General features: G+C 72.1%; 29 protein-coding genes. 18 read left to right on the top strand and 11 right to left on the bottom strand.

Annotated features, from left to right (window positions below; genetic code table 11):
* Positions 1-13: 13 nt before the first annotated feature.
* Positions 14-334 carry a ferredoxin gene (gene fdxA, locus IE124_RS24760; RefSeq protein ID WP_015035968.1) on the top strand — a complete coding sequence of 107 codons (321 nt, stop codon included), beginning with the start codon at positions 14-16 and terminating at the stop codon, positions 332-334.
* 86 nt (positions 335-420) lie between these two features.
* Positions 421-1515 carry a bifunctional succinyldiaminopimelate transaminase/glutamate-prephenate aminotransferase gene (locus tag IE124_RS24765; RefSeq protein ID WP_189510284.1) on the top strand — a complete coding sequence of 365 codons (1095 nt, stop codon included), beginning with the start codon at positions 421-423 and terminating at the stop codon, positions 1513-1515.
* A 103-nt stretch (positions 1516-1618) separates the two neighbouring features.
* Here the strand turns inward: IE124_RS24765 and IE124_RS24770 are convergent, their stop codons facing one another.
* Positions 1619-2071: an ATP-binding protein gene (locus tag IE124_RS24770; RefSeq protein WP_189510285.1), complete on the bottom strand. Its 453-nt coding sequence runs from the start codon at positions 2069-2071 to the stop codon at positions 1619-1621.
* A 302-nt stretch (positions 2072-2373) separates the two neighbouring features.
* Positions 2374-3375 carry a VldE C-terminal domain-containing protein gene (locus tag IE124_RS24775; RefSeq protein WP_189510286.1) on the bottom strand — a complete coding sequence of 334 codons (1002 nt, stop codon included), beginning with the start codon at positions 3373-3375 and terminating at the stop codon, positions 2374-2376.
* 29 nt (positions 3376-3404) lie between these two features.
* Between IE124_RS24775 and dapE the strand changes: the two genes are divergently transcribed.
* Both dapE and IE124_RS24785 read left to right on the top strand, forming a co-directional pair.
* Positions 3405-4499 (top strand): succinyl-diaminopimelate desuccinylase, encoded by a 1095-nt coding sequence (dapE, locus tag IE124_RS24780; RefSeq protein WP_189510287.1) that lies wholly within the window; start codon positions 3405-3407, stop codon positions 4497-4499.
* Positions 4500-4583: 84 nt separating this feature from the next.
* Entirely contained in the window at positions 4584-5333 is a 750-nt protein-coding gene (locus IE124_RS24785) for an LOG family protein (protein ID WP_189510288.1), read from the top strand.
* A 110-nt stretch (positions 5334-5443) separates the two neighbouring features.
* On the opposite strand, the gene folP is transcribed toward IE124_RS24785, so the two are convergent.
* A complete protein-coding gene (folP, locus tag IE124_RS24790; protein WP_189510289.1) occupies positions 5444-6304 on the bottom strand; it encodes a dihydropteroate synthase in 861 nt (286 codons plus the stop codon).
* Between the two features lie 102 nt (positions 6305-6406).
* On the opposite strand from folP, the gene IE124_RS24795 reads away from it, so the two are divergent.
* Together IE124_RS24795 and IE124_RS24800 are read left to right on the top strand one after the other, a co-directional pair.
* Positions 6407-6733, top strand: coding sequence for a hypothetical protein (locus IE124_RS24795; RefSeq protein WP_189510290.1), 327 nt, complete (start codon positions 6407-6409; stop codon positions 6731-6733).
* Entirely contained in the window at positions 6730-7317 is a 588-nt protein-coding gene (locus IE124_RS24800; protein WP_189510291.1) for a DNA-3-methyladenine glycosylase I, read from the top strand. The genes IE124_RS24795 and IE124_RS24800 overlap by 4 nt, the downstream gene beginning before the upstream one ends.
* 34 nt (positions 7318-7351) lie before the next feature.
* On the opposite strand, the gene chcB is transcribed toward IE124_RS24800, so the two are convergent.
* Positions 7352-8155, bottom strand: a complete 804-nt coding sequence (gene chcB / locus IE124_RS24805) for a 2-cyclohexenylcarbonyl CoA isomerase (protein ID WP_189510294.1) — start codon at positions 8153-8155, stop codon at positions 7352-7354.
* Positions 8156-8466: 311 nt separating this feature from the next.
* Here chcB and IE124_RS24810 point away from each other — a divergent pair, with 311 nt between their 5' ends.
* Positions 8467-8634 carry a DUF3117 domain-containing protein gene (locus IE124_RS24810; protein ID WP_017239934.1) on the top strand — a complete coding sequence of 56 codons (168 nt, stop codon included), beginning with the start codon at positions 8467-8469 and terminating at the stop codon, positions 8632-8634.
* A 156-nt stretch (positions 8635-8790) separates the two neighbouring features.
* Here the strand turns inward: IE124_RS24810 and IE124_RS24815 are convergent, their stop codons facing one another.
* Entirely contained in the window at positions 8791-9456 is a 666-nt protein-coding gene (locus IE124_RS24815) for an O-methyltransferase (RefSeq protein ID WP_150266352.1), read from the bottom strand.
* Positions 9457-9598: 142 nt separating this feature from the next.
* On the opposite strand from IE124_RS24815, the gene sigE reads away from it, so the two are divergent.
* The 5 genes from sigE (at position 9599) to IE124_RS24840 (ending at position 14426) form a co-directional block, all read left to right on the top strand.
* Positions 9599-10357 carry an RNA polymerase sigma factor SigE gene (gene sigE / locus IE124_RS24820; protein ID WP_189510296.1) on the top strand — a complete coding sequence of 253 codons (759 nt, stop codon included), beginning with the start codon at positions 9599-9601 and terminating at the stop codon, positions 10355-10357.
* Positions 10354-11277 (top strand): anti-sigma factor family protein, encoded by a 924-nt coding sequence (locus tag IE124_RS24825; protein WP_189510298.1) that lies wholly within the window; start codon positions 10354-10356, stop codon positions 11275-11277. Before sigE ends, IE124_RS24825 begins: the two co-directional genes overlap by 4 nt.
* 77 nt (positions 11278-11354) lie before the next feature.
* Positions 11355-13193, top strand: coding sequence for a S1C family serine protease (locus IE124_RS24830; RefSeq protein ID WP_189510300.1), 1839 nt, complete (start codon positions 11355-11357; stop codon positions 13191-13193).
* A gap of 91 nt (positions 13194-13284) precedes the next feature.
* Positions 13285-13725, top strand: a complete 441-nt coding sequence (locus IE124_RS24835; protein ID WP_189510302.1) for a sec-independent translocase — start codon at positions 13285-13287, stop codon at positions 13723-13725.
* A gap of 74 nt (positions 13726-13799) precedes the next feature.
* Entirely contained in the window at positions 13800-14426 is a 627-nt protein-coding gene (locus IE124_RS24840) for a hypothetical protein (protein WP_189510305.1), read from the top strand.
* A 150-nt stretch (positions 14427-14576) separates the two neighbouring features.
* On the opposite strand, the gene IE124_RS24845 is transcribed toward IE124_RS24840, so the two are convergent.
* The 3 genes from IE124_RS24845 to IE124_RS24855 are packed head-to-tail and all read right to left on the bottom strand — an operon-like array spanning position 14577 to position 17591.
* Positions 14577-15710, bottom strand: coding sequence for an Mrp/NBP35 family ATP-binding protein (locus tag IE124_RS24845; protein WP_189510307.1), 1134 nt, complete (start codon positions 15708-15710; stop codon positions 14577-14579).
* 44 nt (positions 15711-15754) lie between these two features.
* Entirely contained in the window at positions 15755-16318 is a 564-nt protein-coding gene (locus IE124_RS24850; protein WP_189510309.1) for a DUF1003 domain-containing protein, read from the bottom strand.
* Entirely contained in the window at positions 16308-17591 is a 1284-nt protein-coding gene (locus IE124_RS24855) for a magnesium transporter MgtE N-terminal domain-containing protein (RefSeq protein ID WP_189510311.1), read from the bottom strand. Before IE124_RS24855 ends, IE124_RS24850 begins: the two co-directional genes overlap by 11 nt.
* Positions 17592-17885: 294 nt before the next feature.
* Here IE124_RS24855 and IE124_RS24860 point away from each other — a divergent pair, with 294 nt between their 5' ends.
* Complete coding sequence (locus IE124_RS24860) at positions 17886-18644, top strand: hypothetical protein (RefSeq protein ID WP_189510313.1); 759 nt, start codon at positions 17886-17888, stop codon at positions 18642-18644.
* An 18-nt stretch (positions 18645-18662) separates the two neighbouring features.
* Here IE124_RS24860 and IE124_RS24865 read toward each other — a convergent pair whose 3' ends face one another.
* Together IE124_RS24865 and IE124_RS24870 are read right to left on the bottom strand one after the other, a co-directional pair.
* Positions 18663-19172 carry a hypothetical protein gene (locus IE124_RS24865; protein WP_189510314.1) on the bottom strand — a complete coding sequence of 170 codons (510 nt, stop codon included), beginning with the start codon at positions 19170-19172 and terminating at the stop codon, positions 18663-18665.
* 22 nt (positions 19173-19194) lie between these two features.
* Entirely contained in the window at positions 19195-20322 is a 1128-nt protein-coding gene (locus IE124_RS24870) for a magnesium and cobalt transport protein CorA (RefSeq protein ID WP_189510316.1), read from the bottom strand.
* 428 nt (positions 20323-20750) lie between these two features.
* On the opposite strand from IE124_RS24870, the gene IE124_RS24875 reads away from it, so the two are divergent.
* The 4 genes from IE124_RS24875 to IE124_RS24890 all read left to right on the top strand — a co-directional run bounded on the left by IE124_RS24875 (position 20751) and on the right by IE124_RS24890 (position 24230).
* Positions 20751-21335 carry a suppressor of fused domain protein gene (locus IE124_RS24875; RefSeq protein ID WP_189510319.1) on the top strand — a complete coding sequence of 195 codons (585 nt, stop codon included), beginning with the start codon at positions 20751-20753 and terminating at the stop codon, positions 21333-21335.
* A gap of 268 nt (positions 21336-21603) precedes the next feature.
* Positions 21604-22242, top strand: a complete 639-nt coding sequence (locus IE124_RS24880; RefSeq protein ID WP_189510321.1) for a DUF6758 family protein — start codon at positions 21604-21606, stop codon at positions 22240-22242.
* Between the two features lie 96 nt (positions 22243-22338).
* Entirely contained in the window at positions 22339-23199 is an 861-nt protein-coding gene (locus IE124_RS24885; RefSeq protein ID WP_189510323.1) for a PHP domain-containing protein, read from the top strand.
* Between the two features lie 425 nt (positions 23200-23624).
* Entirely contained in the window at positions 23625-24230 is a 606-nt protein-coding gene (locus IE124_RS24890; RefSeq protein ID WP_189510325.1) for a MarC family protein, read from the top strand.
* Between the two features lie 88 nt (positions 24231-24318).
* On the opposite strand, the gene IE124_RS24895 is transcribed toward IE124_RS24890, so the two are convergent.
* On the bottom strand, positions 24319-24471 hold the full coding sequence (locus IE124_RS24895) for a DUF8834 family protein (RefSeq protein ID WP_099054331.1): 153 nt from the start codon (positions 24469-24471) through the stop codon (positions 24319-24321).
* 343 nt (positions 24472-24814) lie between these two features.
* On the opposite strand from IE124_RS24895, the gene IE124_RS24900 reads away from it, so the two are divergent.
* A complete protein-coding gene (locus IE124_RS24900) occupies positions 24815-25648 on the top strand; it encodes an NYN domain-containing protein (protein ID WP_223835462.1) in 834 nt (277 codons plus the stop codon).
* The last annotated feature ends 103 nt before the right edge of the window (positions 25649-25751 follow it).

The following is a 25751-nucleotide window of genomic DNA, read 5'->3' on the forward strand; positions in this document are numbered from 1 at the left end:
GAGGAACGACAGCGTGACCTACGTCATCGCGCAGCCTTGTGTCGACGTGAAGGACAAGGCGTGCATCGAGGAGTGCCCCGTCGACTGCATCTACGAGGGCAAGCGGTCCTTGTACATCCACCCGGACGAATGCGTCGACTGCGGGGCCTGTGAGCCGGTCTGCCCGGTTGAGGCGATCTTCTACGAGGACGACACTCCGGAGGAGTGGAAGGACTACTACAAGGCGAACGTCGAGTTCTTCGACGAGCTCGGTTCGCCCGGTGGTGCCTCCAAGCTCGGCGAGATCGAGCGTGACCACCCCTTCATCGCCGCCCTGCCGCCGCAGAACGGCTGATCGACCGCTTCCGGTCCCGTACGGCGTCGGTCGCTGTACGGGACCGAGGCGTTTTCCCGTACGTACGAGGAAGTGAGAGCCAACCCGTGAGCGCAGTCTCTTCGCGCCTGCCCGTCTTCCCCTGGGACAAGCTGGAGCCGTACAAGAAGACGGCCCTGGCGCACCCGGACGGAATCGTGGACCTCTCGGTCGGCACGCCCGTCGACCCGGTCCCCGCGCTGATCCAGGACGCCCTGGTCGCGGCGGCGGACTCGCCGGGCTATCCCACGGTGTGGGGGACGAAGGAGCTGCGGGACGCGCTCACCGACTGGTGCGAACGGCGTCTCGGAGCGGTGGACTTCGCCCACGAGAACGTGCTGCCGGTGGTCGGCTCCAAGGAGCTCGTCGCCTGGCTGCCGACGCAGCTGGGTCTCGGCGCCGGGGACAAGGTGGCGTACCCCCGCCTGGCCTACCCGACGTACGAGGTCGGCGCGCGGCTCTGCGGCGCCGAGCCGGTCGTCTACGACGACCCGACGGAGCTCGACCCGGCGGGTCTGAAGCTGCTCTGGCTGAACTCCCCGTCCAACCCGACCGGCAAGGTCCTGGGCAAGGACGAGCTGACCCGGATCGTGGCCTGGGCGCGCGAGCACGGCGTCCTCGTCTTCTCCGACGAGTGCTACCTGGAGCTGGGCTGGGAGGCCGAGCCGGTCTCCGTCCTGCACCCGGACGTCTGCGGGGGTTCGTACGAGGGGGTCGTCGCCGTCCACTCCCTCTCCAAGCGCTCCAACCTGGCCGGCTACCGCGCCGCGTTCATCGCGGGCGACCCGGCGGTCCTCGGCGAGCTGCTGCTGATCCGCAAGCACGGCGGCATGATGACCGCGGCCCCGGTGCAGGCGGCGACGGTCGCGGCGCTCGGCGACGACGCGCACGTGGCCGAGCAGCGTGAGCGGTACGCGGCCCGGCGGGCGGCGCTGCGGGCGGCCCTGGAGGCGCACGGTTTCCGGGTCGAGCACAGCGAGGCGAGCCTGTACCTGTGGGTGACCCGGGACGAGCCGTGCTGGGAGACCGTGGCCTACCTGGCGGACAAGGGCATCCTGGTGGCTCCCGGTGACTTCTACGGCGAGGCCGGGGAGCGGTTCGTGCGGGTGGCCTTCACGGCGACGGACGAGCGCGTCGAGGCGGCGGTCAAGCGCCTCGGCTAGGGGGTGTCGTCACATTCCCGTCGTCGCCCGAAGGGCGTGCACGTGGAAGGGCCCGGGGAGCGGTGAAGCTCCCCGGGCCCTTCCGTGTGTCTCCGTGCGGAGGTCAGCCGCCGAGCGGCAGGCCGCCCAGGGACGGGGCGGCCGGGAGGCCGCCGCCCAGGGCGCCGGCGGCCGGGCCCTGGGCGCTCTCGCCGGCGGCGCCGGCGGTCTTGCCGACGACCTCGCCCGCGCTGCCGGCGGCGTCGCCGGTGACCTTCTGGGCGGCCGGGGTGGCGGTCTTGCCGGCCGCGCCGACGGTCTTCCCGGCGGCCGGGACGGCCGTGCCGACGGCCTCGCTGCCGGTCGCGCCGACGACGCCGGTGGTGGCCTGCGAGGCGCCGTCGACGGCCGTGCCCGCACCGGCGGCGTCCAGGGCGGTGACGCCGCCGAGGGCGTTGGTCGGCGCGATGCCGTGGTCCAGGGCGCTCGCGGAACCGGCCGCACCGACCACGGGGGCTGCGCCGGCCGCGATGAGGAGGGCGGCGCGGGCGATCCGACGGGTCAGGGGGAGGGACATGGTGCTCCTTCGACGTGGTGCGACGAGTGGTGTTCGGACGCAGTGACAACCGGCCCCGGGGTGGGAGAGGTTGCGGCGGTCGAAGGTAAAGGATTGGTAATGCGTCGTATTGTCGGGTGGGGAGGAAAACGGACGAACGCGTCATTGTGAGGGTGCCTGCTGAACCGTCACTTCCCTTGCCCTGCAAGGGAGTTGAGGTGTCGGTGAAGGGCAGGGAAATACCCGCTCGAAGAGCGCGCGAATTTCCCGGAATTTCCTCCGGGTGCATGCCACGGGAGGGTGAACGACCGTACGGGTGATCGCTACCGCGCGAGCCGGATGCGGACCGGTTCCGCCTCCGCGGCCGCGCCCGAGCCGGCCTCGGAAGCCGCGCCGGCCAAGGCCGTCGAGGACTTCTCCCAGCCGCCCGACGGTTCGCTCGCGCGCCAGACGCGGCCCCCGTACGCGACCTCCGCGACGCGCAGCTCGTCCGCCCGCGCCACCGCCCACTGCGCCAGCTCCCAGCCGCGCCGCTCGTCCGCGCCGGCCCCGGGCGCCGCGCCCCCGTCGGCCGTCGCCCGGACCGGCACGACGAGCACCGGCGGCTCCGTGGCCGACCGGCCCGCGCTCGACCCGCCCGTGACCACCTTCGGCGCCGCCGCCTCGCCGAAGGCCCGCACCAGCTCCGTACGCACCTTCACCGGATCGCCCGGCGGCAGGCCCTCCACGTCGCTCGCCGTACAGATCAGCGCCGCCGGCGCCCGGCCGGTCAGCGCCGCCGAGAGCAGGGTCGCGTCCGGCTCGTGCTTCGCGTACGCCGTCGGGAAACCGCTCTTCTGCACCTTCTGCGCCGCCACCGTCAGCGGCAGCCGCGAGTAGCCCGGGACCTTCTCCAGGCCCTCGTAGAACTTCCCCGCCGAGTACACCGGGTCCATGATCTGCGCCGGCGTTCCCCAGCCCATCGAGGGCCGCTGCTGGAACAGGCCGAGCGAGTCCCGGTCGCCGTGCTCGATGTTCCGCAGCGCCGACTCCTGGAGCGCCGTCGCGAGCGCGATCGTCACCGCGCGCTCCGGGAGCCCCCGGGCGGTGCCGACCGCCGAGATCGTCGCCGCGTTCGACGCCTGGTCCGGTGTGAACTCGTACCGGTTCTCGCCACTGCCGACACTGCACCGCGGCGTGCCCCGGCTCCCGGTCACCTGGTGGAAGGTCACGTACGAGGCCAGGCCGAGGAGCGCGGCGAAGGCGGCCGCGGAGCGGGCGAGACGGCCGCGGCGGGCGGGGCGGCCGCGACGGACGGTGCGGGTGGGCTCGGACACGGGGCCCACCGTACTGGAGGCCGGGTTAGGGTCGGCACATGGCTGACATCACTCCGCATGAGACCCGGCTGGACCTCTCCCAGGACGGGGCCGCGCTCACCGCCACCCTCGTCGACTTCCCGTCCGTCAGCGGGACGGAGCAGCCGCTCGCGGACGTCATCGAGCAGACCCTGCGTGCCCTGCCGCACCTCACCGTCGACCGCATCGGCAACAACGTCGTCGCCCGCACGAACCTCGGCCGCGGCGAGCGGATCATCCTCGCCGGCCACATCGACACCGTGCCGATCGCCGACAACCTCCCCTCGCGGCTCGACGAGAACGGCGTCCTGTGGGGCTGCGGCACGACGGACATGAAGTCCGGCGTCGCCGTCCAGCTCCGCATCGCCGCCACCGTGCCCGAGCCCAACCGCGACCTCACCTTCGTCTTCTACGACAACGAAGAGGTCGCCGCCGACCTCAACGGCCTCGGCAAGGTCGCCGCCGCCCACCCCGAGTGGCTGGAGGGCGACTTCGCCGTCCTCCTGGAGCCCTCCGACTGCCAGGTCGAGGGCGGCTGCCAGGGCACCCTGCGGGTCATCCTGCACACCGCCGGCGAGCGGGCCCACTCCGCGCGCTCCTGGATGGGCTCCAACGCGATCCACGCCGTCGCCCCGATCCTCGCCCGCCTCGCCGCCTACGAGCCGCGCAAGCCGGTCATCGACGGCCTGGAGTACCACGAGGGCCTCAACGCGGTCGCGATCCAGGGCGGCGTCGCCACCAACGTCATCCCCGACGCCTGCACCGTCACGGTCAACTACCGCTACGCCCCCGACCGCTCCCCGGCCGAGGCCCTGGCGCACGTCCGCGAGGTCTTCGCCGACTGCGACATCGCGGAGCTCGTCGTCGACGACGAGAGCCCCGGCGCCCTGCCCGGCCTCTCCCACCCGGCCGCCGAGGCCTTCATGAAGGCCGTCGGCGGCAGCGCGCACCCCAAGTTCGGCTGGACCGACGTGTCCCGCTTCAGCGCCCTGGGCGTGCCGGCCGTCAACTACGGCCCGGGCGATGCCTTCTACGCGCACAAGCGCGACGAGCACGTCGTCGTCGACAAGATCCACCAGTGCGAGGCGCGTCTCCGCGACTGGCTGACTGCCTGACTTCCGTAATTTCGCGTTTCGTCACCTCTGTCGTCCTACTCTGACCGGACCAGAAGATCAGTGGATCGGCGGAGGGAGCAGGCCATGGGCATTCCCGAGGGAATGGCGAAGCCCGAGGAGCAGCGTCTGGGGCCGGTGCTGAGGCGCAGGGACCAGGTCCAGCCGGGCACCACGGACCAGCGGCTGCTCGACACCGAGGGCGACTCGGAGTGGGTGCACACGGACCCCTGGAGGGTCATGCGCATCCAGTCCGAGTTCGTCGAGGGCTTCGGAGCCCTCGCCGAACTGCCGAGCGCGATCAGCGTCTTCGGCTCGGCCCGCACGCAGCCGGACTCGCCCGAGTACGAGGCGGGGGTCCGGATCGGCCGGGCGCTCGTCGAGGCCGGCTTCGCGGTCATCACGGGCGGCGGCCCCGGCGCCATGGAGGCGGCCAACAAGGGCGCCAGGGAGGCCAAGGGCGTCTCCGTGGGCCTCGGCATCGAGCTCCCCTTCGAGCAGGGGCTCAACCAGCACGTCGACATCGGCGTGAACTTCCGCTACTTCTTCGTCCGCAAGACGATGTTCGTGAAGTACGCGCAGGGATTCGTCGTCCTGCCCGGCGGACTCGGCACCCTCGACGAGCTCTTCGAGGCGCTGACCCTGGTCCAGACCCGCAAGGTCACCCGCTTCCCGATCGTCCTCTTCGGTACGGAGTACTGGAAGGGGCTCGTCGACTGGCTCCGCGACTCGGTCGTCGCGGGCGGGAAGGCGAGCGAGCGCGACCTCCTCCTCTTCCACGTGACGGACGACGTGGACGAGGCGGTGGCCCTGGTGACGAAGGAGACGGGGAAGTGATCAGCCCCGCCGGCGTGTGAGGCGCGGAGGCCGGGGGCTGAGCCCCCGGCCTAGAAGGGGCGGGGGAAAGGCCCGCCGCAGGCGCCCCGCCCCCTCCCGCCCTCCCCCGACTACGCCAGCCCGCGCCGGGCCACGGCAGGCGCCCGGTGCCCGGCGATGGACGCCACCATGTCCAGGACCTGGCGGGTCTCCGCGACCTCGTGCACCCGGTACACCTGCGCACCCAGCCACGCGGAGACCGCCGTCGTCGCCAGCGTCCCGAGGACCCGTTCCTTCACCGGCCGGTCCAGCGTCTCCCCGACGAAGTCCTTGTTCGACAGGGACACCAGCACCGGCCACCCCGTCTCCGCCATCTCGCCGAGCCGCCGCGTCGCCTCCAGGCTGTGCCGGGTGTTCTTCCCGAAGTCGTGCCCCGGGTCGATCATGATCGCGTCGCGCCGGACGCCCAGCGCCGCCGCACGCTCCGCGAGCCCGACCGTGACGCGCAGGATGTCGGCCATCACGTCCTCGTACTCGACCCGGTGCGGCCTGGTCCGCGGCTCCGCGCCGCCCGCGTGCGTGCAGACGAGCCCCGCGCCGTACTTCGCGGCGACCTCCGCGAGCCCGGGGTCGACCCCGCCCCACGCGTCGTTCAGGACGTCCGCCCCGGCCTCGCAGACCGCCGCGCCGACATCCGCCCGCCAGGTGTCCACGCTGATCACCACGTCGGGGTGGCGCCTGCGGACCTCGGCGACGAAGCCGACCGTCCGCCGGGCCTCCTCCTCGGCCGTGACCTCCTCGCCGGGGCCCGCCTTCACCCCGCCGATGTCGATGATCGCCGCACCCTCGGCCACGGCCTGCTCCACGCGGTCGAGCGCCGGCTCGTCGCGGAAGGTGGCGCCCTGGTCGTAGAAAGAATCCGGGGTCCGGTTCACGATCGCCATGATCACCGGCTCGTGCGGCCCGAATTCACGCCGTCCCAAGCGCAGCATCCCTTTTGTCCTCCCTCGCGTACGTTCGCTGCGACCCTAACCGTCAGTGGCGCATGGCACGATCGGCACGGGACGAATTCCACTCCGGGAAGAGGCGCGCAGGTGTTCTGGTTTCTGCTCATCACGATGGTCGTGGTCGTGGCCGCGGTGACTCTGGCGGTGGTCGGCGGAGGCGACAGCGAGGTGCTGCCGGAGGTGGCGCCCGAGCAGCTCGTCGACCCCCTCCCGGTGGCCCGCCCGGTCGACCGCGCCGACGTCGAGGCGCTCCGCCTGCCCGTCGCGGTCCGCGGCTACCGGATGGCGGACGTGGACGACGTCCTGGTCCGCCTCGGCGCCGAGCTCGCCGAGCGGGACGCGCGGATCGCCGAGCTGGAGGGCGCGCTCGCGGGCGCCGCCGGCCGCGGTGACGGAGAGGACGAGCAGTCGTGACGGCGGGCGGGGCCGTCCCCGGCCCGGACGGGCGACCGCGCTGCCCCTGGGGCCTGTCGACCGAGGACTACGTGGCGTACCACGACGAGGAGTGGGGCCGCCCGGTCCACGGCGACGACGAGCTCTTCGAGCGGCTCTGTCTGGAGGCCTTCCAGTCGGGCCTGTCCTGGATCACGATCCTGCGCCGCCGTGAGGGCTTCCGGCGCGCCTTCGACGGCTTCCGCATCGCCTCCGTCGCCGGCTTCGGCGAGTCCGACCGGGAGCGGCTCCTCGCCGACGAGGGCATCATCCGCAACCGCGCCAAGGTCGACGCGACCCTGGCCAACGCCAAGCTGCTCGCCACCTGGTCCCCCGGCGAGCTCGACACCCTGATCTGGTCGTACGCCCCCGACCCCGCGGCCCGCCCGGCCCCGCGCTCGGTCTCCGAGGTCCCGGCGGTCACGGACGAGTCCACGGCCCTCGCCAAGGCCCTCAAGAAGCGCGGCATCCGCTTCGTCGGCCCCACCACGGCCTACGCCCTGATGCAGGCCTGCGGCCTCGTCGACGACCACGTGGAAGGCTGCGTGGCCCGGGGCGGGAAGTAGTCCCCGGGCCACCGGGCAGGCCCGGGAGCCTGCCCTATCGACCCAGGTACTTCGGCTTCTCCTTGGCGATGAAGGCGCTGACCGCGATCGTGTGGTCCTCCGAGGCGCCCGCGAGGGACTGGAGTTCGTCCTCCTTCTCCAGGGACTCGGCGAGGGAGTGGTCCGCGCCGTAGGCCAGGGACTCCTTGAGCGCCGCGTAGGCCACCGTCGGGCCCTCCGCGAGGGTGCGGGCCACCTTCTCGGCCTCGGCGGCGAGGTCGGCGGCCGGGACCAGGCGGTTCGCGATGCCGAGCTCGTACGCCTCCTGGGCGGTGATCGAGCGCGGGAAGAGCAGCAGGTCCGACGCCCGGCTCGCGCCGATCAGCCGGGGCAGCGTCCAGGACATGCCCGAGTCCGAGGTGAGCGCGACGCCCGCGAAGGACGTGTTGAAGGCGGCCGTGTCCGCGACGACCCGGTAGTCCGCCGCGAGCGCGAAGCCGAAGCCCGCACCCGCCGCGACGCCGTTCACGCCCGCCACGACCGGCTTCCGCATGCCGGTGAGGGCCCTGACGATCGGGTTGTAGTGGTCGCGGACCGTGTTCATGGTCTCGCGCGTGCCGGACTCCCGGTCCGCCATGAGCAGACCGACGTGCTCCTTCAGGTCCTGGCCGACGCAGAACGCCCGGTCGCCCGCCGCCGTGAGCAGGACGGCCCGTACGGCGGTGTCCGCCGCGGCCGTTTCCGCGGCGTCCCGGAGAGCGACCTTCGCCGCCACATTCATCGCGTTCATGGCCTCGGGCCGGTTGAGCGTGATGGTGGCGAGCCCGTCGCTCACCTCGTACAGCACCGTGTCGGCCATGGGGTTCCCTTCGCCTCTTTGCGTGGTTGACCTGCCCAGCATGGCGGAGATCACCCGCACCGCACATGTGAGCTGCGTCAAAGAAATCCGACCGTCGGCGGGATCCGAAGCGGCGCAGTATCGCAGCCGGATCGCCGAAATATGGGGTTTTGAGAGAGCGCGTTGCGGAAGCGATGCAGATCGATGTTGGTCATCGGGTCCTGCGATGCGGGATAATGACCTGGAAGCAATGTGTTCGAAGCCGTGAAGCGTGCTCTGCATCAAAGAGCTGCCCGGCTGACGATGAGCTGGTTTCAGGAAGGGGAACAAGCATGGCGGCCATGAAGCCGCGGACGGGTGACGGCCCGCTCGAGGTGACCAAGGAGGGGCGGGGCATCGTCATGCGCGTTCCGCTCGAAGGCGGCGGTCGGCTTGTCGTCGAGCTGACCCCGGGTGAGGCCGAGGCGCTGGGCGACGCCCTGAAGAAGGTCGTCGGCTGACCTGACCCTCGACGATTCCTCGCCACTGCCCCGGACGGTCCCGACCGTGCCGGGGCAGCGGTGTGTCCGGGGTGGGTGTGTCCGGGGGAGTGTCCGGGGTGGATGTGTCCGGGGGTGTCCGGGGTGGATGTGTCCGAGGGGGACGAACGCCGAACGTCAGCCGCGGCGTACGGCGCAGAGCAGGCCGTCGCCCACCGGCAGCAGGGAGGGCAGCAGCTCCTGGCTCTCCCGCACCGCGCGCAGCAGCTCGCGGACCCGCAGGACCTCCGCCGGCTGGGCCGCCGAGTCGACCGTCCGGCCGTCCGCGAAGACGCCCTCGAAGCAGACCAGCCCCCCAGGTCGCAGCAGGCGCAACGATTCAGCGAGGTAGTCCAGGTACTCCAGGCGGTCGCCGTCGCAGAAGACGAGGTCGTATCCGCCGTCCGCGAGCCGCGGCAGGACATCGAGGGCGCGGCCGGGGATGAACCGGGCCCGGTTGCCGGCGAAGCCCGCCGCGCGGAACGCCGTCTTCGCGAGCTGCTGGCGCTCCGGCTGGAGGTCCACCGTCGTCAGGACCCCGTCCGGCCGCATGCCCAGCAGCAGGTAGATGCCCGACACGCCCGTGCCGGTACCGATCTCCGCCACCGCCTTGGCGTCCGCCGTCGCCGCGAGCAGGCGCAGCGCGCCACCGGTGCCGGGCGACACCGAGGGCAGCCCTGCCTCCCGGGCCCGGTCCCGGGCCCAGCGCAGAGCTTCGTCCTCGGCGACGAAGGCGTCGGCGAACGACCAGCCCGTCTGCCGGTTGGCGGTAATGGCCCTCTCCTGTCCCCGTAGTTGACGCAACGGTGACTGTATCCGCTGTCAGCGGGAACCCGCAGATGGGACCGCGCGTTCACCAGGGGTGGGACGCGGCCGGCGGCAGCCGGGCGAGCCGGTCCCAAATTCGCGTAAAGATTCTTATCCGGAGCTAACGGGCGAGGTGGCTATGGTAGGGGCTCCACTGGACACCACCAGAGCCGACAGGGGAGGTGCGGCTGCGCCTGTGGATCGGGGAGGAGTGCTTCGGCGTCTTCTCAGGTCGGCGGGTGAGCCGAAATCCGTGACCGACACCGCTGACCGAAGCCGCTCCACCGACTCCGCTCCCACCACCGCGACCTTCGCATCGGATGCGGAATCGCAGGCGTGGACTCCGCCCACCTGGGAGGAGATCGTCAGCACGCACAGTGGCCGGGTCTACCGCCTCGCCTACCGCCTCACCGGCAACCAGCACGACGCCGAGGACCTCACCCAGGAGGTCTTCGTCCGCGTCTTCCGCTCGCTGTCGACCTACACGCCGGGCACCTTCGAGGGCTGGCTCCACCGCATCACCACCAATCTCTTCCTCGACATGGTCCGTCGCAAGCAGCGCATCCGATTCGACGCGCTCGCCGACGACGCCGCCGAGCGGCTGCCCAGCCGTGAGCCGTCACCGCAGCAGGTGTTCAACGACACCCACTTCGACGCCGACGTGCAGCATGCCCTCGACACCCTCGCGCCCGAGTTCCGCGCCGCCGTCGTCCTCTGCGACATCGAAGGACTGTCGTACGAGGAGATCGCCGCGACCCTCGGCGTGAAGCTCGGCACCGTCCGCAGCCGGATCCACCGCGGGCGCTCCCATCTGCGCAAGGCACTCAAGCACCGCTCGCCCGAGGCCCGGGCGGAGCGTGCGTTCGCCTCCGTGGGTTGGGAGGCGGGGACAGCGTGAGCGGCACACGACCCTCGTCGCAGCCCCCCGCGGAGCACCACCTCGGGGACCGGCTCGCGGCGCTCGTCGACGGCGAGCTCGGCCACGACGCCCGGGAGCGGGTGCTCGCGCACCTCGTGACCTGCGCGCGCTGCAAGGCCGAGGCCGATGCGCAGCGCACCGTGAAGAGCGTCTTCGCCTCCGCGGCGCCCCCACCGCCCTCGGAGGGCTTCCTCGCCAGGCTCCAGGGGCTCCCCGGGGGACCAGGTGAGCCTTCGGGCGGCTCCGGTGGACCCGGAGCGCCGCGAGGGCCCCTCGAAGAGCTCCTCGACGCGGCGGCGCTGAAGTCCGACGGCTTCGCCACCGCGGCGGTCGTCACCCCGAACTCCCCGCACACCGGCACCGGCTTCCGCATCCACGACGTCGGCGACCGCGCCTCCGGCACGTCCGGGCGCGGCCGGCGCTTCGCCTTCGCGGCCGCCAGCGCGGTCTCGTTCGCGGCGATCGCCCTCGGCGGCACGATGCCGGTCGAGACCTCGGTCAGCGCGAGCGGACGCGGCGGCCAGGGCACGGGCAGCGCGGTCACCCCGATGCGCGCCACGGCCACGGGCGGCGCCGCGGGCACCACCGGCGCCACACGCGGTACGCGCTCCGGGGAGCGGTCGGGCGCCCAGTCCGTCGCCGGGGAGCCGCTGACACCGCTCGCGGCCCGTACCGCCACCCCCGCCGACCGGGCTCCCGCGGGCACTGTCCCCTCGGAGGCGGCCCGCCCCGGCACGGCTCCGCTGGTGGCGGTGCGCCTCCAGAACCAGGCCATGCAGTCGTTCTTCGCGCTCTCGCCGTTCATACGACCGACGGGCCCGGCCCTCGATCTGGCGGTCGCCCCCGGTCCCAGCCCGGCGGCGAGCCCGACGAACGCACCGCTCGGCTCCCACCGCTGACCCGCGACCTGGTTGAATCCAGGGACAGGGGCGCCCGAGCCAGGGGCGCGGACGGGTCAGCGGGTTGCGGGGAGAGCATGAACGACGGGAAGCCGAACTGGTGGAGCCGGCCTTCGACGGCACCGGAGGCGGCGCGGATACCCTCGCCGCCCCCGGCCGACAGCGGTGACGACGGCGACGGTGACTTCCCCCTGCCCGCGCCCCAGCCGCAGGCCGAGGCCGAGGTCATGAGAGCCGCAGCCGAGTCCGGCGCCGGCGCCGACACGACGGAGATCTCCGACGCGCCCCGCACCGAGGTGCCGGAGCCGGGGACCGTGACCGCCGCCGAGCCCGCGCCGACCGTCCTGCTGACGAAGGACGAGCCGGCCGCCGAGCCCGTGACCGGAGCCTCTGTCGCCGGAGCCTCTGTCACCGAGGCCTTCGTCGCCGAAGCCCCCGTCGCCGAAGCCCCCGTCGCCGAAGCCCCCGTGGCCGACGTGTCCCAGGCCGCCCCGGAAGCGGTCGGCCAGCCCGCCCCCCAGCCCCTGCACGCGCCCGACGAGTACCGGACGCCGCCCTACGGCGAGCCCGGCCCGTGGGCGCCCGCGCCGCCCGTGCAGCACCCGGCGGCCTCCGTGCCGCCCCAGGCCCCCGTACCGCCGCAGGCCCAGCCGCAGGGCCCCGTGCCCCCGGTACCCCCGCAGCAGGCCGCCGTGCCCCCCGTACCGCCGCAGCACGGGGGGAACGCCCCGTGGATGCAGTACGACCCCTGGGGCGGGGCCGTCGGCGGCGTCGGGCTCGCCCCGGCGCCCGTGAAGAAGTCCCGGAAGGGCCTCGCGCTCACCGGAGCCCTGGTCTTCGCACTCGTCACCGGCGTCATCGGCGGCGGCATCGGCGCCTACGTCGAGCGGAACGGCGGGCTCACCACGGTCGAGCTGCCCCAGGCCGACGGCGGGGACACCGACCGCGCCCCCGAGAGCGTGGCCGGCATCGCCGCCGCCGCGCTGCCCGGCGTCGTCACCCTGCACGTCAGCGGCGGCGGCTCCTCCGGCACCGGCACCGGCTTCGTCCTGGACACCAAGGGCCACATCCTCACCAACAACCACGTGGTCGACGCGGCCGAGTCGTCCGGGGACATCACCGTGACCTTCTCCAGCGGGGAGACCGCCCGCGCGAAGATCGTCGGCAAGGACACCGGCTACGACCTCGCCGTCGTCCAGGTCACCGGCGTCTCCGGCCTCAAGGCGCTGCCCCTCGGCAACTCCGAGAACGTCCGCGTCGGCGACCCCGTCGTCGCCATCGGCGCACCCTTCGACCTCTCCAACACCGTGACCTCCGGCATCATCAGCGCCAAGGAGCGCCCGATCACCGCCGGCGGCGAGAAGGGCGACGGCACCGACATCAGCTACGTCGACGCCCTCCAGACCGACGCCCCCATCAACCCCGGCAACTCCGGCGGCCCGCTGCTCGACTCCAAGGGCCGGGTCATCGGCATCAACAGCGCGATCCGCGCTGCCGGCGGCTCCGGTGACGGCGACGGCGGCAGCGCCGGCCAGCCCGGCTCGATCGGCCTCGGCTTCGCCATACCGATCAACCAGGGCAAGCGGGTGGCCGAGGAGCTCATCAACACCGGCAAGGCCACCCACCCCGTCATCGGTGTGAGCCTCGACATGCAGTTCAACGGCGACGGAGCCCGCGTCGGCGAGAAGGGCAAGGACGGCGCCGCCTCCGTCACCCCCGGCGGCCCGGCCGCCGCGGCGGGCCTCCGCCCCGGCGACGTCATCACCAAGGTCGACGGCCAGCGCGTGCACAACGGCGAGGAGTTGATCGTGAAGATCCGCGCCCACCGCCCCGGTGACAAACTGCGGCTCACCCTCACCCGCGGTGGCAAAGAGCTGACCAAGACGCTGACACTCGGATCGTCGCAGGGCACCTGAGTGCCATATGGCGGACACCGGGAGGTACCCGTCCGACAGTTTGGGCGGGTACCGTGGACCGGGCCCTGGACCGGCGTGAAGGAGCTACTAGGTGTTCAGCGACATAGGCGCACTCGAGCTGGTGGCCCTCGTGGTCCTCGCCGTGCTCGTCTTCGGGCCTGACAAGCTCCCGAAGGTCATCCAGGACGTCTCGCGCTTCATCCGGAAGGTACGGGAGTTCTCGGACAGCGCGAAGGAGGACATCCGCAGCGAGCTGGGACCGGAGTTCAAGGACTTCGAGTTCGAGGACCTCAACCCCAAGACCTTCCTGCGCAAGCAGATGGAGGGCAACGAGGACCTCAGGGAGCTCAAGGAGCTGCGGGGCACCTTCGACCTCAAGAAGGAGATGAACGAGGTCGCGGACGCGGTCCACAACCGGGAGTCGGCGCCCGCGACGGTCAACGGTACTGCTGCCGGGACCCCGGACCTCCTCAAGAAGCAGGACAAAACAGACACCGCAGAGCGTCCGCCGTACGACTCCGACGCGACCTGACGACGGGCTGTCACCGACCCGACGCGTCCTGGTGGCTATCCTCCCTCTGTTGACGGAACGAGGAGGCGGCCGAGTTGGAGACCACGAGTCGGGTGGAGGGCGTACCGACGGCGCGGCGTACCCCCGAGGGATATCTGCGGGCACCGTTCGCCTGGTACGGCCTCGACGAGGCGTTCACCGGCCCGCGCTGGCTGATGCAGGTCGGTACGGCGGCGGACGGCAGCGTGCAGCACGGGTCGACCGGGCACGGTGACACGCCGTCCATAAAGTCGGACGCGACCGCCGCGGAGAAGGAGCGGTTCGCCGTCGTCGTGACCGTGGCCGCGAGCCCCGTCCGGCGGACGGGGGACGGCACGGGCGTTCTGGACGCCACCACGGTCTCCTCGGCGGCCTGGCTGGCCGGCTCGGGTCTCCTGGTCCACACCTGGCCCGCCTCGCTCGACCACGGACTGCGGGACAACTGGCTGGACCAGCAGACCGAGACGGCCTTCGAGCTCGCCGACGACCTCGACGGGCCCGCCTGGTCGACGCTGTCGCTGCCGGTGGACGGGGTCCCGATGCCCTTCCACTACCGCGAGTCGGAGTTCGGCTGGGTGCTCGCCGGGTCGGCCGCGGGGGTGCACCTGGGGGCGTACGGGCGGGGGATGAGCGCGTACGGTCTGGGCTTCTCCCAGATCAAGGACCTGGAGACGTACGCCTGACCACACCGTCAGACGTACGCCTGACCACACCGTCACACGTACGCCTGACCACACCGTCAGACGTACACCTGACGGAATCGGCAGGACGTACGCCTGACGGCATGACGAAGGGGCGCCCCCATCAGGGACGCCCCTTCGTCGTGTCCTACGTCAGAACTTGTTGCGCGGGGTGATGCCGAGGCTCATGCCCGACAGGCCGCGCTGGCGGCCGCCGAGCTTGCCCGCGATGGCGCGCAGGGCCGCGCCGGCCGGGGAGTCCGGGTCGGACAGGACGACGGGCTTGCCCTCGTCGCCGCCCTCGCGCAGCCGCACGTCGATCGGGATCGAGCCGAGCACGGGGACGGTCGCGCCGGTGGTCTGGGTCAGGCCGTCCGCGACGCGCTGGCCGCCGCCCGTGCCGAAGACGTCGACCATCTCGTCGCAGTGCGGGCACGGCAGGCCCGCCATGTTCTCCACGACGCCGACGATCTTCTGGTGCGTCTGAACGGCGATCGAACCGGCGCGCTCGGCGACCTCCGCGGCGGCCTGCTGCGGGGTCGTGACGACCAGGATCTCCGCGTTCGGCACGAGCTGCGCGACCGAGATCGCGATGTCGCCGGTGCCCGGGGGCAGGTCGAGCAGGAGGACGTCCAGGTCGCCCCAGTACACGTCCGCGAGGAACTGCTGGAGCGCGCGGTGCAGCATCGGGCCGCGCCACACCACCGGGGCGTTGCCCGGGGTGAACATGCCGATGGAGATGACCTTCACGCCGTTCGCCGACGGCGGCATGATCATGTTCTCGACCTGGGTCGGACGGCCGTCCGCGCCCAGCATGCGGGGCACGCTGTGCCCGTAGATGTCGGCGTCGACGACACCGACCTTCAGACCGTCCGCCGCCATCGCCGCGGCCAGGTTCACGGTCACGGAGGACTTGCCGACGCCGCCCTTGCCGGAGGCGACCGCGTACACCCGGGTCAGCGAGCCCGGCTTCGCGAACGGCACCTCGCGCTCCGCACCGGTCCCGCGCAGCGCCGCGGCCAGCTCCTTGCGCTGCTCGTCGCTCATCACGTCGAGCGTGACGTCGACACCGGTGACGCCCTCCACCCGGGAGACGGCCTCGGTCACGCGCTGCGTGATCGTGTCCCGCATCGGGCAGCCGGAGACGGTGAGGTAGACCGTGACGGCGACCTTGCCGTCCGGTTCGATCTCCACCGACTTGACCATGCCGAGCTCAGTGATCGGTTTGTTGATCTCGGGGTCGTTCACCGTCGCCAGTGCTTCGAGCACCGCGTCTTCCATAGCCATACCGACGATGGTACGGCGCCGACCACCGGCCCATGAAAGGGCTGTCAACGGTCGGGTACGTCACTTCCGTGTCCTTCGCCGGACGGGAATAGATCCCGGCGCTCCTCCAGCTCCTTGATCAGGTCCTGGAGCTCCGAGCGGATCCAGTCGCGCGTCGCGACCTCGCCGAGGCCCATGCGGAGCGCCGCGACCTCGCGGGTCAGGTACTCGGTGTCCGCGATCGACCGCTCGTTCTGCTTCCGGTCCTGCTCCAGATTGACCCGGTCCCGGTCGTCCTGCCGGTTCTGGGCGAGCAGGATCAGCGGCGCCGCGTACGAGGCCTGGAGGGACAGGGCGAGGGTCAGGAAGATGAACGGGTACTCGTCGAACCGCAGCGACGCGGGCGCGAAGATGTTCCACCCGATCCAGACGACGACCGTGAGGGTCATCCAGACCAGGAAGCGCCCCGTCCCCAGGAACCGGGCGATCCGCTCCGACGTCCGCCCGAAGGCCTCCGGGTCGTACTCCGGCAGGAGCCTGGCCCGGCGCTCGCGCGGCAGGTCGAGCCGGATGCGGGCCATCGGCCGCTCCCGGTCCCGCTCCCGCTCCTGCCCCCGCTCAGCGGCCATGCGCGGTCCCCTCCTCGTGGAACTCGGTCTCCCGCCAGTCGTCCGGCAGCAGGTGGTCGAGGACGTCGTCGACGGTGACCGCGCCGAGCAGCGAACCGCTCTCGTCCACGACGGGCGCGGCGACCATGTTGTACGCGGCGAGATAGCTGGTCACGGCGGGCAGCGGGGTGTCCGGGCCCAGCGGCGGCAGATCGCTGTCCACGAGCGAACTGACCAGCGTGAACGGCGGGTCCCGCAGCAACCGCTGGAAGTGCACCGTGCCCAGGTACTTCCCGGTCGGCGTCTCGTCCGGCGGCCGGCACACGTACACCTGCGCGGCCAGCGCCGGCGACAGGTCCTGCTGGCGCACCCGGGCCAGCGCGTCCGCGACCGTGGCGTCCGGGCGCAGCACGATCGGCTCGGTCGTCATCAGACCGCCGGCCGTGCGCTCCTCGTACGACAGGAGCCGGCGCACGTCGGCGGCCTCGTCCGGCTGCATCAGGGTGAGGAGCCGCTCCTGGTCCTCCTCGGGCAGCTCGGACAGCAGGTCGGCCGCGTCGTCCGGGTCCATCGCCTCCAGGACGTCGGCGGCCCGCTCCTCCTTCAGCTTGCCGAGGATCTCGATCTGGTCGTCCTCGGGCAGCTCTTCGAGGACGTCGGCGAGCCGGTCGTCGTCGAGGGCCGCGGCCACCTCGGCGCGCCGCTTGGGGGAGAGGTGGTGCAGGACGTTGGCGAGGTCGGCGGGGCGCAGCTTCTCGAAGGTGGCGACGAGGCTCTCCGCGCCCTGTCCCTCCTCCTCCAGGGAGAAGCCGGTGACGGCCGACCACTCGACGGTCAGCGTCTCGCCCTTGCGGCTCAGCACCCCGCCCTTGCCCTTGCGGACGAAGACCTTGTCGATCTCCCAGTCGCGGCGGGCGGGCAGCTGCTGGATGGCGACGTCGAGGACGGTGACCTCCTCGCCCTCCCGCCCGTCGGCCCCCACGAGCCGGACGCGCCGGTCGAGGAGCTCGCCGAGGACGAGCCGCTCGGTGGGCCGCTGCTCGAAGCGGCGCATGTTGACCACGCCCGTGGTGATGACCTGGCCGGACTCGACGCCGGTGATGCGGGTCATGGGGACGAAGACGCGGCGGCGGCTCAGCACCTCCACGACCATGCCGAGCAGCCGGGGCGGTCTGCGGCCGACGCGGAGCATCGCCACCAGGTCACTGACCCGGCCGACCTGGTCGCCGACCGGGTCGAAGACGGGGACTCCCGCGAGATGGGAGACGAAGATCCGGGGGGCGCCTGCCGCCATGCCACGCGCCTCCTCGGTGCCGCACGATTCGAGTCGTGGCAAGAGCTCTGCCGGTTCTCGCGGAGCTTTGCCTGGTTCAGGCTAGCCCGTGCCGTTCCGACCCGCTTCGGCAAGGGCTCCGTACGGCTGCCTGCGGGGCCCGTCACCCGGCCCGGGTACGCTGCGGTCTGCCGTCCCCCCTCCTCGGCCCGGAACCGGACCCGGCCATTCCGCCGATCCGGCCCGCAGCCGTCCCACGGCACCCCGTACGGGCCATGGCCCGGCATGCCCCCCACGACACGAGAGGCAGCGCAGATGGCTGTTCGTACCCCGTCGTCGCGTATCCGCAGGGCCGTCGCGCCCCTGGCGCTCTGCGCCGGACTGACGGTCGGACTCACCGCCTGCGGCGCCGATCCGGACGAGGGGACCAACGGGGTCGGGAAGCTCTCCGCGCCCGAGATCGAGCAGAAGGCGCAGTCGGCCGCCGACGCGGCGAAGGCCGTACGGCTCTCGGGGACGCTCGTCAGCAAGGGCGGCACCTTCAAGCTCAACATGCGGCTCAAGCAGGAGGGCGCCGCCGGCTCGGTCACGACGAAGAACAGCACCTTCGAGCTGCTGCGGATCGGCGACGCGCTCTACCTGAAGGCGGACGCGGACTTCTGGGCGCACGACGACAAGGCGACCGAGGAGCCCTCCGAGGCGGACACCGAGGCCGCCGACAAGCTCGACGACATGTACGTGAAGGTGCCGCAGGGCGACCCCTCGTACAAGCAGTTCCGCGGCTTCACCGACATGGACGTGCTGCTCGGCGGGCTGATCGGCCTGCACGGAGAGAAGGTCAAGGGCGACCGCGACCAGATCGGCGGCGTCCGCACGATCAAGGTCAAGGGCGGCGCCGAAGGCGAGGGCGGCACGCTCGACGTGGCCTTGGTGGGCTCCCCGTACCCGCTGCAGTTCGCGCGGGGCGGGGGAGCGGGCGTGGTCGTGCTCTCCGAGTGGAACAAGGACTTCCCGCTCGCGGAGCCGTCCAAGGAGGAGACCCTCGACTACGGCAAGCAGCTGCCGCGCACCTAGGGGGTGGCCTGGCCCGCCCTACGCGCGGCGGCGCTTGCGGAACAGCAGCTTCGGGAGCGCGGCCGGCACCGGCCGGCGGGTGGTGGCCTCCGAGGCCAGCGGCACGGCGGCCAGGGAGCCGTCCGGCAGCTCCGTCGTCGAGGAGCGGGGGTCGAGCCGCAGGACGCGGCACTCGCGCGCCCAGCGCCCGGGCATGGCCTCGCCGTCGGAGGCGTTCAGCCGCTTGCCCTTCAGCTCGGCGACCGCGGCGTCCCACTCCTCCGTGCCGGGGGCGAGCTCGCGCACCGAGGCCGTCCAGGCGACGAGCCGCCCGCCCTTGTCCTTGCTGCGGACCGTGACCTCGGCCGTCCCGCCGTCCGCCAGGCCCGGCAGCGGCTGCTCGCCGGGACCGTCGCCGACGACGTGCGCGGCGCCGTCGTGCCAGACGTGCCAGAGCGCACGGGCGGGACCGGTCCCCCGTACCCAGACGAGGCCGGACTTCTTGGTGGCCTCCTCGACGAGGGCGGACCCGAGCAGCTCTTCAGTCATGGCGCGAAGCCTAGCGGGCCCCCTACAGCCAGCCGTTGCGCTTGAGCATGCGGTGGATGCTGAAGCAGACCACGATGATGCCGGTGAGCACCATCGGGTAGCCGTACTTCCAGTGCAGCTCCGGCATGTGGTCGAAGTTCATGCCGTAGACGCCGCAGACCGCCGTGGGGACGGCGACGATCGCCGCCCACGAGGTGATCTTGCGCATGTCCTCGTTCTGCGCGACGGTCGCCTGCGCCAGGTTGGCCTGCAGGATCGAGTTGAGGAGCTCGTCGAAGCCGACGACCTGCTCCTGGACGCGGGCGAGGTGGTCGGCGACGTCCCGGAAGTACTTCTGGATGTCGGGGTCGACCAGCCGCATCGGGCGCTCGCTGAGCAGGGTCAGCGGACGCAGGAGCGGCGTGACGGCCCGCTTGAACTCCAGCACCTCACGCTTGAGCTGGTAGATCCGGCCCGTGTCCGTACCGCGGGTGGAGCCTTTCGTGCTCGGCGAGAAGACGTCGATCTCCAGCTGGTCGATGTCCAGCTCGACGGCGTCGGCGACCGCGATGTAGCCGTCGACGACGTGGTCGGCGATGGCGTGCAGGACGGCCGAGGGGCCTTTGGCGAGGAGCTCGGGCTCGCCCTGGAGGCGGTGGCGGAGGTTGCGGAGGGAGCCCTGGCCGCCGTGCCGGACGGTGATGACGAAGTCGGGGCCGGTGAAGCACATGACCTCGCCGGTCTCGACGACCTCGCTGGTCGCCGTGAGCGCGGCGTGCTCGACGTAGTGGATCGTCTTGAAGACGGTGAAGAGGGTGTCGTCGTACCGCTCCAGCTTGGGCCGCTGGTGGGCGTGGACGGCGTCCTCGACGGCGAGCGGGTGCAGCCCGAACTCGGCGGCGATACCGGCGAATTCGGCCTCGGTCGGCTCGTGCAGACCGATCCAGGCGAAGCCGCCGCTCTCCCGGACCTGGCTCATCGCGCCGCGGGGCGTGAGGCAGTCGCGGTCGTCGACCCGGCGCCCGTCGCGGTAGACGGCGCAGTCGACCACGGCGCTGGAGGCCGAGTGGTCGCGGGTGGGGTCGTACGAGGTGTACGTGGTGGGGGTCTTGCGCAGGCTGTGCCGCAGGCTCGGCCGGACGGCGGCGCGCAGGTCACGGATCATCGACATGGGCATGCTCCTTCACGGAGAGGCCGTCGCGGTGCGATGCGTGGCACAGCCCGGAATGGGGACGTGGAGCTACGTCGTCCACAAAGCGGGCGGCACCGGGGGATCGCGGTGACGGCGTTCGCTACAGACAGGCAAAGGCGAAATGCTCTTCCGTCGTGCGAGATGCCGGAGAAGGCAGGTCCGAACGGGACCTGGGGTCACCGGAGGGAGAAGCGCACCGGGCTCGGGTGCGGGGCGGAAGAGCGACTGGTACTGCCCGACCGACTTCGGTCCATCGCAGCCCCACCTCCTCCGGCCGGTCCCCCTTGGGGGATGACGTGTGACGAGTAATCAGGAGTTCGTGACTCCCGACCAGCGGCCAAGACTATCAGCCGACAGAGGGTCAATCCCTGACTTTGCCCGTTCCATACGCGCTTTATGCTCAGCTCATGGGAGAAGTTCTTGCTCTGGTCGAGGCCCGGCTGCGGACGGCGCTCGGCGAACCGGACGCGCGCGCCGCGGTGACGTTCCTCGGCACCGATCGGATCGAAGTGCTCCGCTTCATCGACGGCGACCTCGTGCGGTACGCGACCCTCGGGATGTCCGCCTCGCCGATGGCCGATCCGACCGCCGCCCTCGCCGACCCCGTGAAGGGCCCGCGCGCGGAGCTCGTCCTGACCGTACGGACCGGTCTCGCCGACACCGACAAGGTGCTGCGCCCGCTCGCGGTGCTCGCCTCCACCCCGCAGGTCGAGGGTGTGGTCGTGGCCCCCGGCGCCTCGCTCGACGTGGGCGAGCCGCTCTGGCCGGGCGCCTCCTTCAGCTCGGTCCTGGTCGCCGAGTCGGGCGGCCTCGTGGAGGACCTGGAGCTCGACGAGCCGCTCGACCCGGTCCGCTTCCTGCCGCTGCTCCCGATGACCCCGAACGAGGCCGCGTGGAAGCGCGTGCACGGGGCGCAGGCGCTGGAGGAGCGCTGGCTGGCCCGGGGCACGGATCTGCGCGATCCGCTGCGCGGGTCCGTGAGCCTGGACTGAGACCGGGCGGGGCGGCGGGTGAACGGCTCCGGTGGGCGGCTCGGGCGAAGGGCCCGCGTGACGGACCGGGTGACGGCCCGAGGGGTGACCCGGGTGACGGACCGGGTGACGGCCCGAGGGGTGACCGGCGTGACGGCCCGAGGGGCGGCCTGAGTTGTGGCCCGAGGGCCGACCGGGGGGCGGCCCGGGTGAACGGCCCGGGCCGGACGGGTGATCGTCCGTGGGCCGTCCTTGACGCGGGGCCCGAGGGGTAGGACCGTTGAGCCCTATGAGGGGCGAACCCAGTTGTCCGAAGTGCGGTGGCAGGGTCAGAGCGCCCGGTCTCTTCGCCGACTCCTGGCAGTGTGACGTGCACGGCTCGGTGCACCCGCTCCAGCCCGTGATCCCGCCCAGCGTCGAGGCCCTCGGTGTCGTGGTGCACCGGTCCCACGTCCCGGTGTGGATGCCGTGGCCCCTGCCCGTCGGCTGGCTCTTCACCGGAGTCGCGTACGCGGGCGACGACCGCAGCGGCGGACGCGCGACCGCGGTCGCCTGCTCGGGTCCCGGCCCGCTCGGCGGCATCGGCGAGCTGCTCCTGATCGCCGAGGAGCTCGGCGTCGGCCTCGGCGCGCGGTACGCCGGCATCGACGGCCTCGATCCCGGCTCCGGCATGGCCATCGACAAGCCGCCCCAGGCGAAGGTCCTCGCCGCCGGACGCCCCACCCCGCTGTGGCACGTCACCGGCACCCCGCACGACCGGGCGGTCTTCGCGGGGGAGGCGCGCGGCCTCTGGCTGTGGGCGATCGTCTGGCCCGAGCAGTCCGGTCTCCTGATGTACGACGAACTGGTCCTGACGGACCTGAGGGACGCGGGCGCCGAGGTCGAGCTCGTGCCGTGCGGCGCGCTCACCCCGAGGCTGCTGAAGTAACGGGCGACCGGGCGCCCGGATCCGTACAAGGCTGTTCGATTCGCCCGTTATGCTGAAGCGTCCCTCGTCCGTGTCGAGCCCCCGGAGTACCGCGTCGTGCGCATCGATCTGCACACCCACTCCACGGCTTCCGACGGCACGGACACGCCGGCCGAACTCGTCAGGAACGCGGCTGCCGCCGGGCTCGACGTCGTCGCGCTGACGGACCACGACACCACCCGCGGCCACGCCGAGGCGATCCGCGCGCTGCCCGAGGGACTGACCCTCGTCACCGGCGCCGAACTGTCCTGCCGGCTCGACGGCGTCGGGCTGCACATGCTCGCGTACCTCTTCGACCCGGAGGAGCCCGCGCTCCTCGCCGAGCGCGAGCTCGTCCGGGACGACCGCGTGCCGCGCGCCCGCGCCATGGTCGGCAAGCTCCAGGAGCTCGGCGTCCCCGTCACCTGGGAGCAGGTCGCCCGGATCGCCGGCGACGGCTCCGTCGGGCGCCCGCACGTCGCCGAGGCGCTCGTCGAGCTCGGGGTCGTGCCGGACGTGTCCGGAGCCTTCACGCCCGACTGGCTCGCCGACGGCGGCCGGGCCTACGTCGGGAAGCACGAGCTGGATCCCTTCGAGGCGATCCGTCTGGTCAAGGCCGCCGGCGGGGTCACCGTCTTCGCGCACCCGCTCGCCGTCAAGCGCGGCGAGGTCGTGCCGGAGGCGGCGATAGCCCGGCTGGCCGACGCCGGACTCGACGGCATCGAGGTCGACCACATGGACCACGACGAGGCGACGCGCGCCCGGCTGCGCGGGCTCGCGAAGGAGCTCGGGCTGCTGGTCACGGGCTCCAGCGACTACCACGGCAGCCGCAAGACCTGTCGCCCCGGCGACTGTACGACCGACCCCGAGATCTACGGCGAGATCATCCGCCGTGCCACGGGGGCCTTCGCGGTCCCCGGCACCGGGGGAGCCGTCTAGGACCTGCCCGACGGGCACCGCAGGGAGTACAGGCTGCGGTGGGCCTCCGGGCCTCCGGGCCTCCGGGCCTCTGGACGTCCGGACCTCCGGGTGTCCGGACGTCCGGTGCGGTTCGCCCGGTGTGGTTCGCCCGGTGTGGTTCCGGCCGATCCGTCCGGTCCGGCCTCCGCCCGGCCCGCTCGGTTCGCCCGGTATGATCCTTTCGCACTACTGCTTCGCGCGGCCCGCCAGGCCCGGAGCGGTGGTCGGTGCCGGTTCCCGTGGCCCTGTTCGCACAGCCCCCTCGCCCGGACGCCCGTCTCACCCCGTAACCCCTGCACACCATCCCGCGCGGCCCCCGCCCCGCGTCGTCCCACCTGCGGAATCCAAGATTCCGAAGGTGGGTGGACACCCCACCGTTCGACTCTCCCGCAAGGCACCCCACCGTGTTCGACGTCGCCGTCTTCGGCTCGCTGTTCCTGACCCTCTTCGTGATCATGGATCCCCCCGGGATCACGCCGATCTTCCTCGCCCTGACCTCCGGTCGGCCGGCCAAGGTCCAGCGCCGCATGGCCTGGCAGGCCGTCGCCGTGGCCTTCGGCGTCATCACCGTCTTCGGCCTGCTCGGGCAGCAGATCCTGGACTACCTGCACGTTTCCGTACCCGCGCTGATGATCGCGGGTGGTCTGCTCCTGCTGCTCATCGCGCTCGACCTGCTGACCGGCAAGACCGACGAGCCGAAGCAGACCAAGGACGTGAACGTCGCCCTGGTGCCGCTCGGCATGCCGCTGCTCGCCGGGCCGGGTGCGATCGTCTCGGTCATCCTCGCGGTGCAGCACGCCGACAGCGCCTCCGCGCAGGTCTCCGTCTGGGCCGCCATCGTGGCCATGCACGTCGTGCTCTGGCTGACCATGCGCTATTCGCTGGTGATCATCCGGGTCATCAAGGACGGCGGCGTGGTCCTGGTGACCCGTCTCGCTGGCATGATGCTCTCCGCCATCGCGGTGCAGCAGATCATCAACGGCGTCACCCAGGTCGTCCAGGGGGCCTGACCCGCGGGAGAGACCACTGCGCCCCCGTACGGATTCCGCTGCTGCGAAGTCCGTGCGGGGGCGCGGTGCGTGGTGTGGACCCGGCCTGTTACGAGGCGGAGGTCTCGGCGGGGCGGATCCAGATGCGCTGGCCGATCGCGGCGGCCTGCTGCACGATCCGATTGACGGAGGCGGCGTCCACGACCGTGCTGTCGACGGGCGTGCCGTCGATGTCGTCGAGGCGCAGGATTTCGAAGCGCATGGGCTTCTCCCTTCGTCTGAGTTGATCCTCCTGATGGAGAACTGCGTTACGTATGTGTCCAACGGGATGTAGGTGGAAAACATTCCGTACGCTAAGGAAAATTTTCGGATGGCTAACTACTGGCGGGTAGGAGGGTGTGGCGGCAGGGCCCCGGGCGGCGGAGAATGAGCCCCGTATGAACGACGCAGAGACCACCGCCGCACCCGCCGGAGCATCCGCCGGCGTACCCACCGACGCACGTGCCGACGTGCCCGCAGACTCCACGACCGACGCCCATGCGCTCGACGCCCGCCTGAGCGCGCTCGACGCCCGTGTGGAGCGCACCAACGAGCTCCTCCAGCGGATGCTGGCCGAGGTGGCCAAGACCCCGTCCACCCACGCCATCTTCGTCGACGCGGGTTACGTCCATGCTGCGGCCGGGTTGCTGGTGACGGGCACCGAGGACCGGCGCTCCTTCGACCTCGACGCCGAAGGGCTGATCGAGGCCTTCATCGACAAGGCCCGCACGATCTTCGCGGACAGCAGACTGCTCCGCGTCTACTGGTACGACGGAGCCCGGCGCCGGATCCACACCCCCGAGCAACAGGCCATCGCCGAGCTGCCCGACGTCAAGGTGCGCCTCGGCAACCTGAACGCCAACAACCAGCAGAAGGGCGTCGACTCCCTGATCCGCACCGATCTGGAGTCCCTCGCCCGCCACCGCGCCATCAGCGACGCCGCCCTCGTCGGCGGCGACGAGGACCTCGTCTCGGCCGTCGAGGCCGCGCAGGGCTACGGGGCCCGCGTCCACCTCTGGGGCATCGAGGCGGCCGAGGGCCGCAACCAGGCCGAAGCACTCCTCTGGGAGGTCGACAGCCAGCGCACCTTCGAGCTCGACTTCTGCCGCCCGTACGTCACCCGCCGCCCCGTCACCACGTACGAGAACGAGGGCGAGCCGCCGCCCTCCCGTGAGGAGGTCCGCTTCGTCGGCGCCCAGATCGCCGCGACCTGGCTCGCCGAGCGCGGCCGGGACCGCCTCGCCGAGCTCCTGCCCGGCGCCCCCTACCTCCCGGGCCCCGTCGACCAGGACCTGCTCGTCGAGGCGGAGCGCCTGCTCAGCCGCTCCCTGCGCGGCCACGCCTCCCTGCGGCGCGCCCTGCGGGACGGCTTCTGGCAGCACCTCAAGACCCAGTACTGAGGGACGGGCACGGGGGACGGGCCGGGAGGTACGGGAGGGGCTAGGTGTATTGACTCGCAGGGTTGTTGACTCGGGTGATGGGCGGGTGTCCGTCGAGTGCGGT

The organism is Streptomyces narbonensis (assembly GCF_014649015.1).
GTDB lineage: Bacteria > Actinomycetota > Actinomycetes > Streptomycetales > Streptomycetaceae > Streptomyces > Streptomyces narbonensis.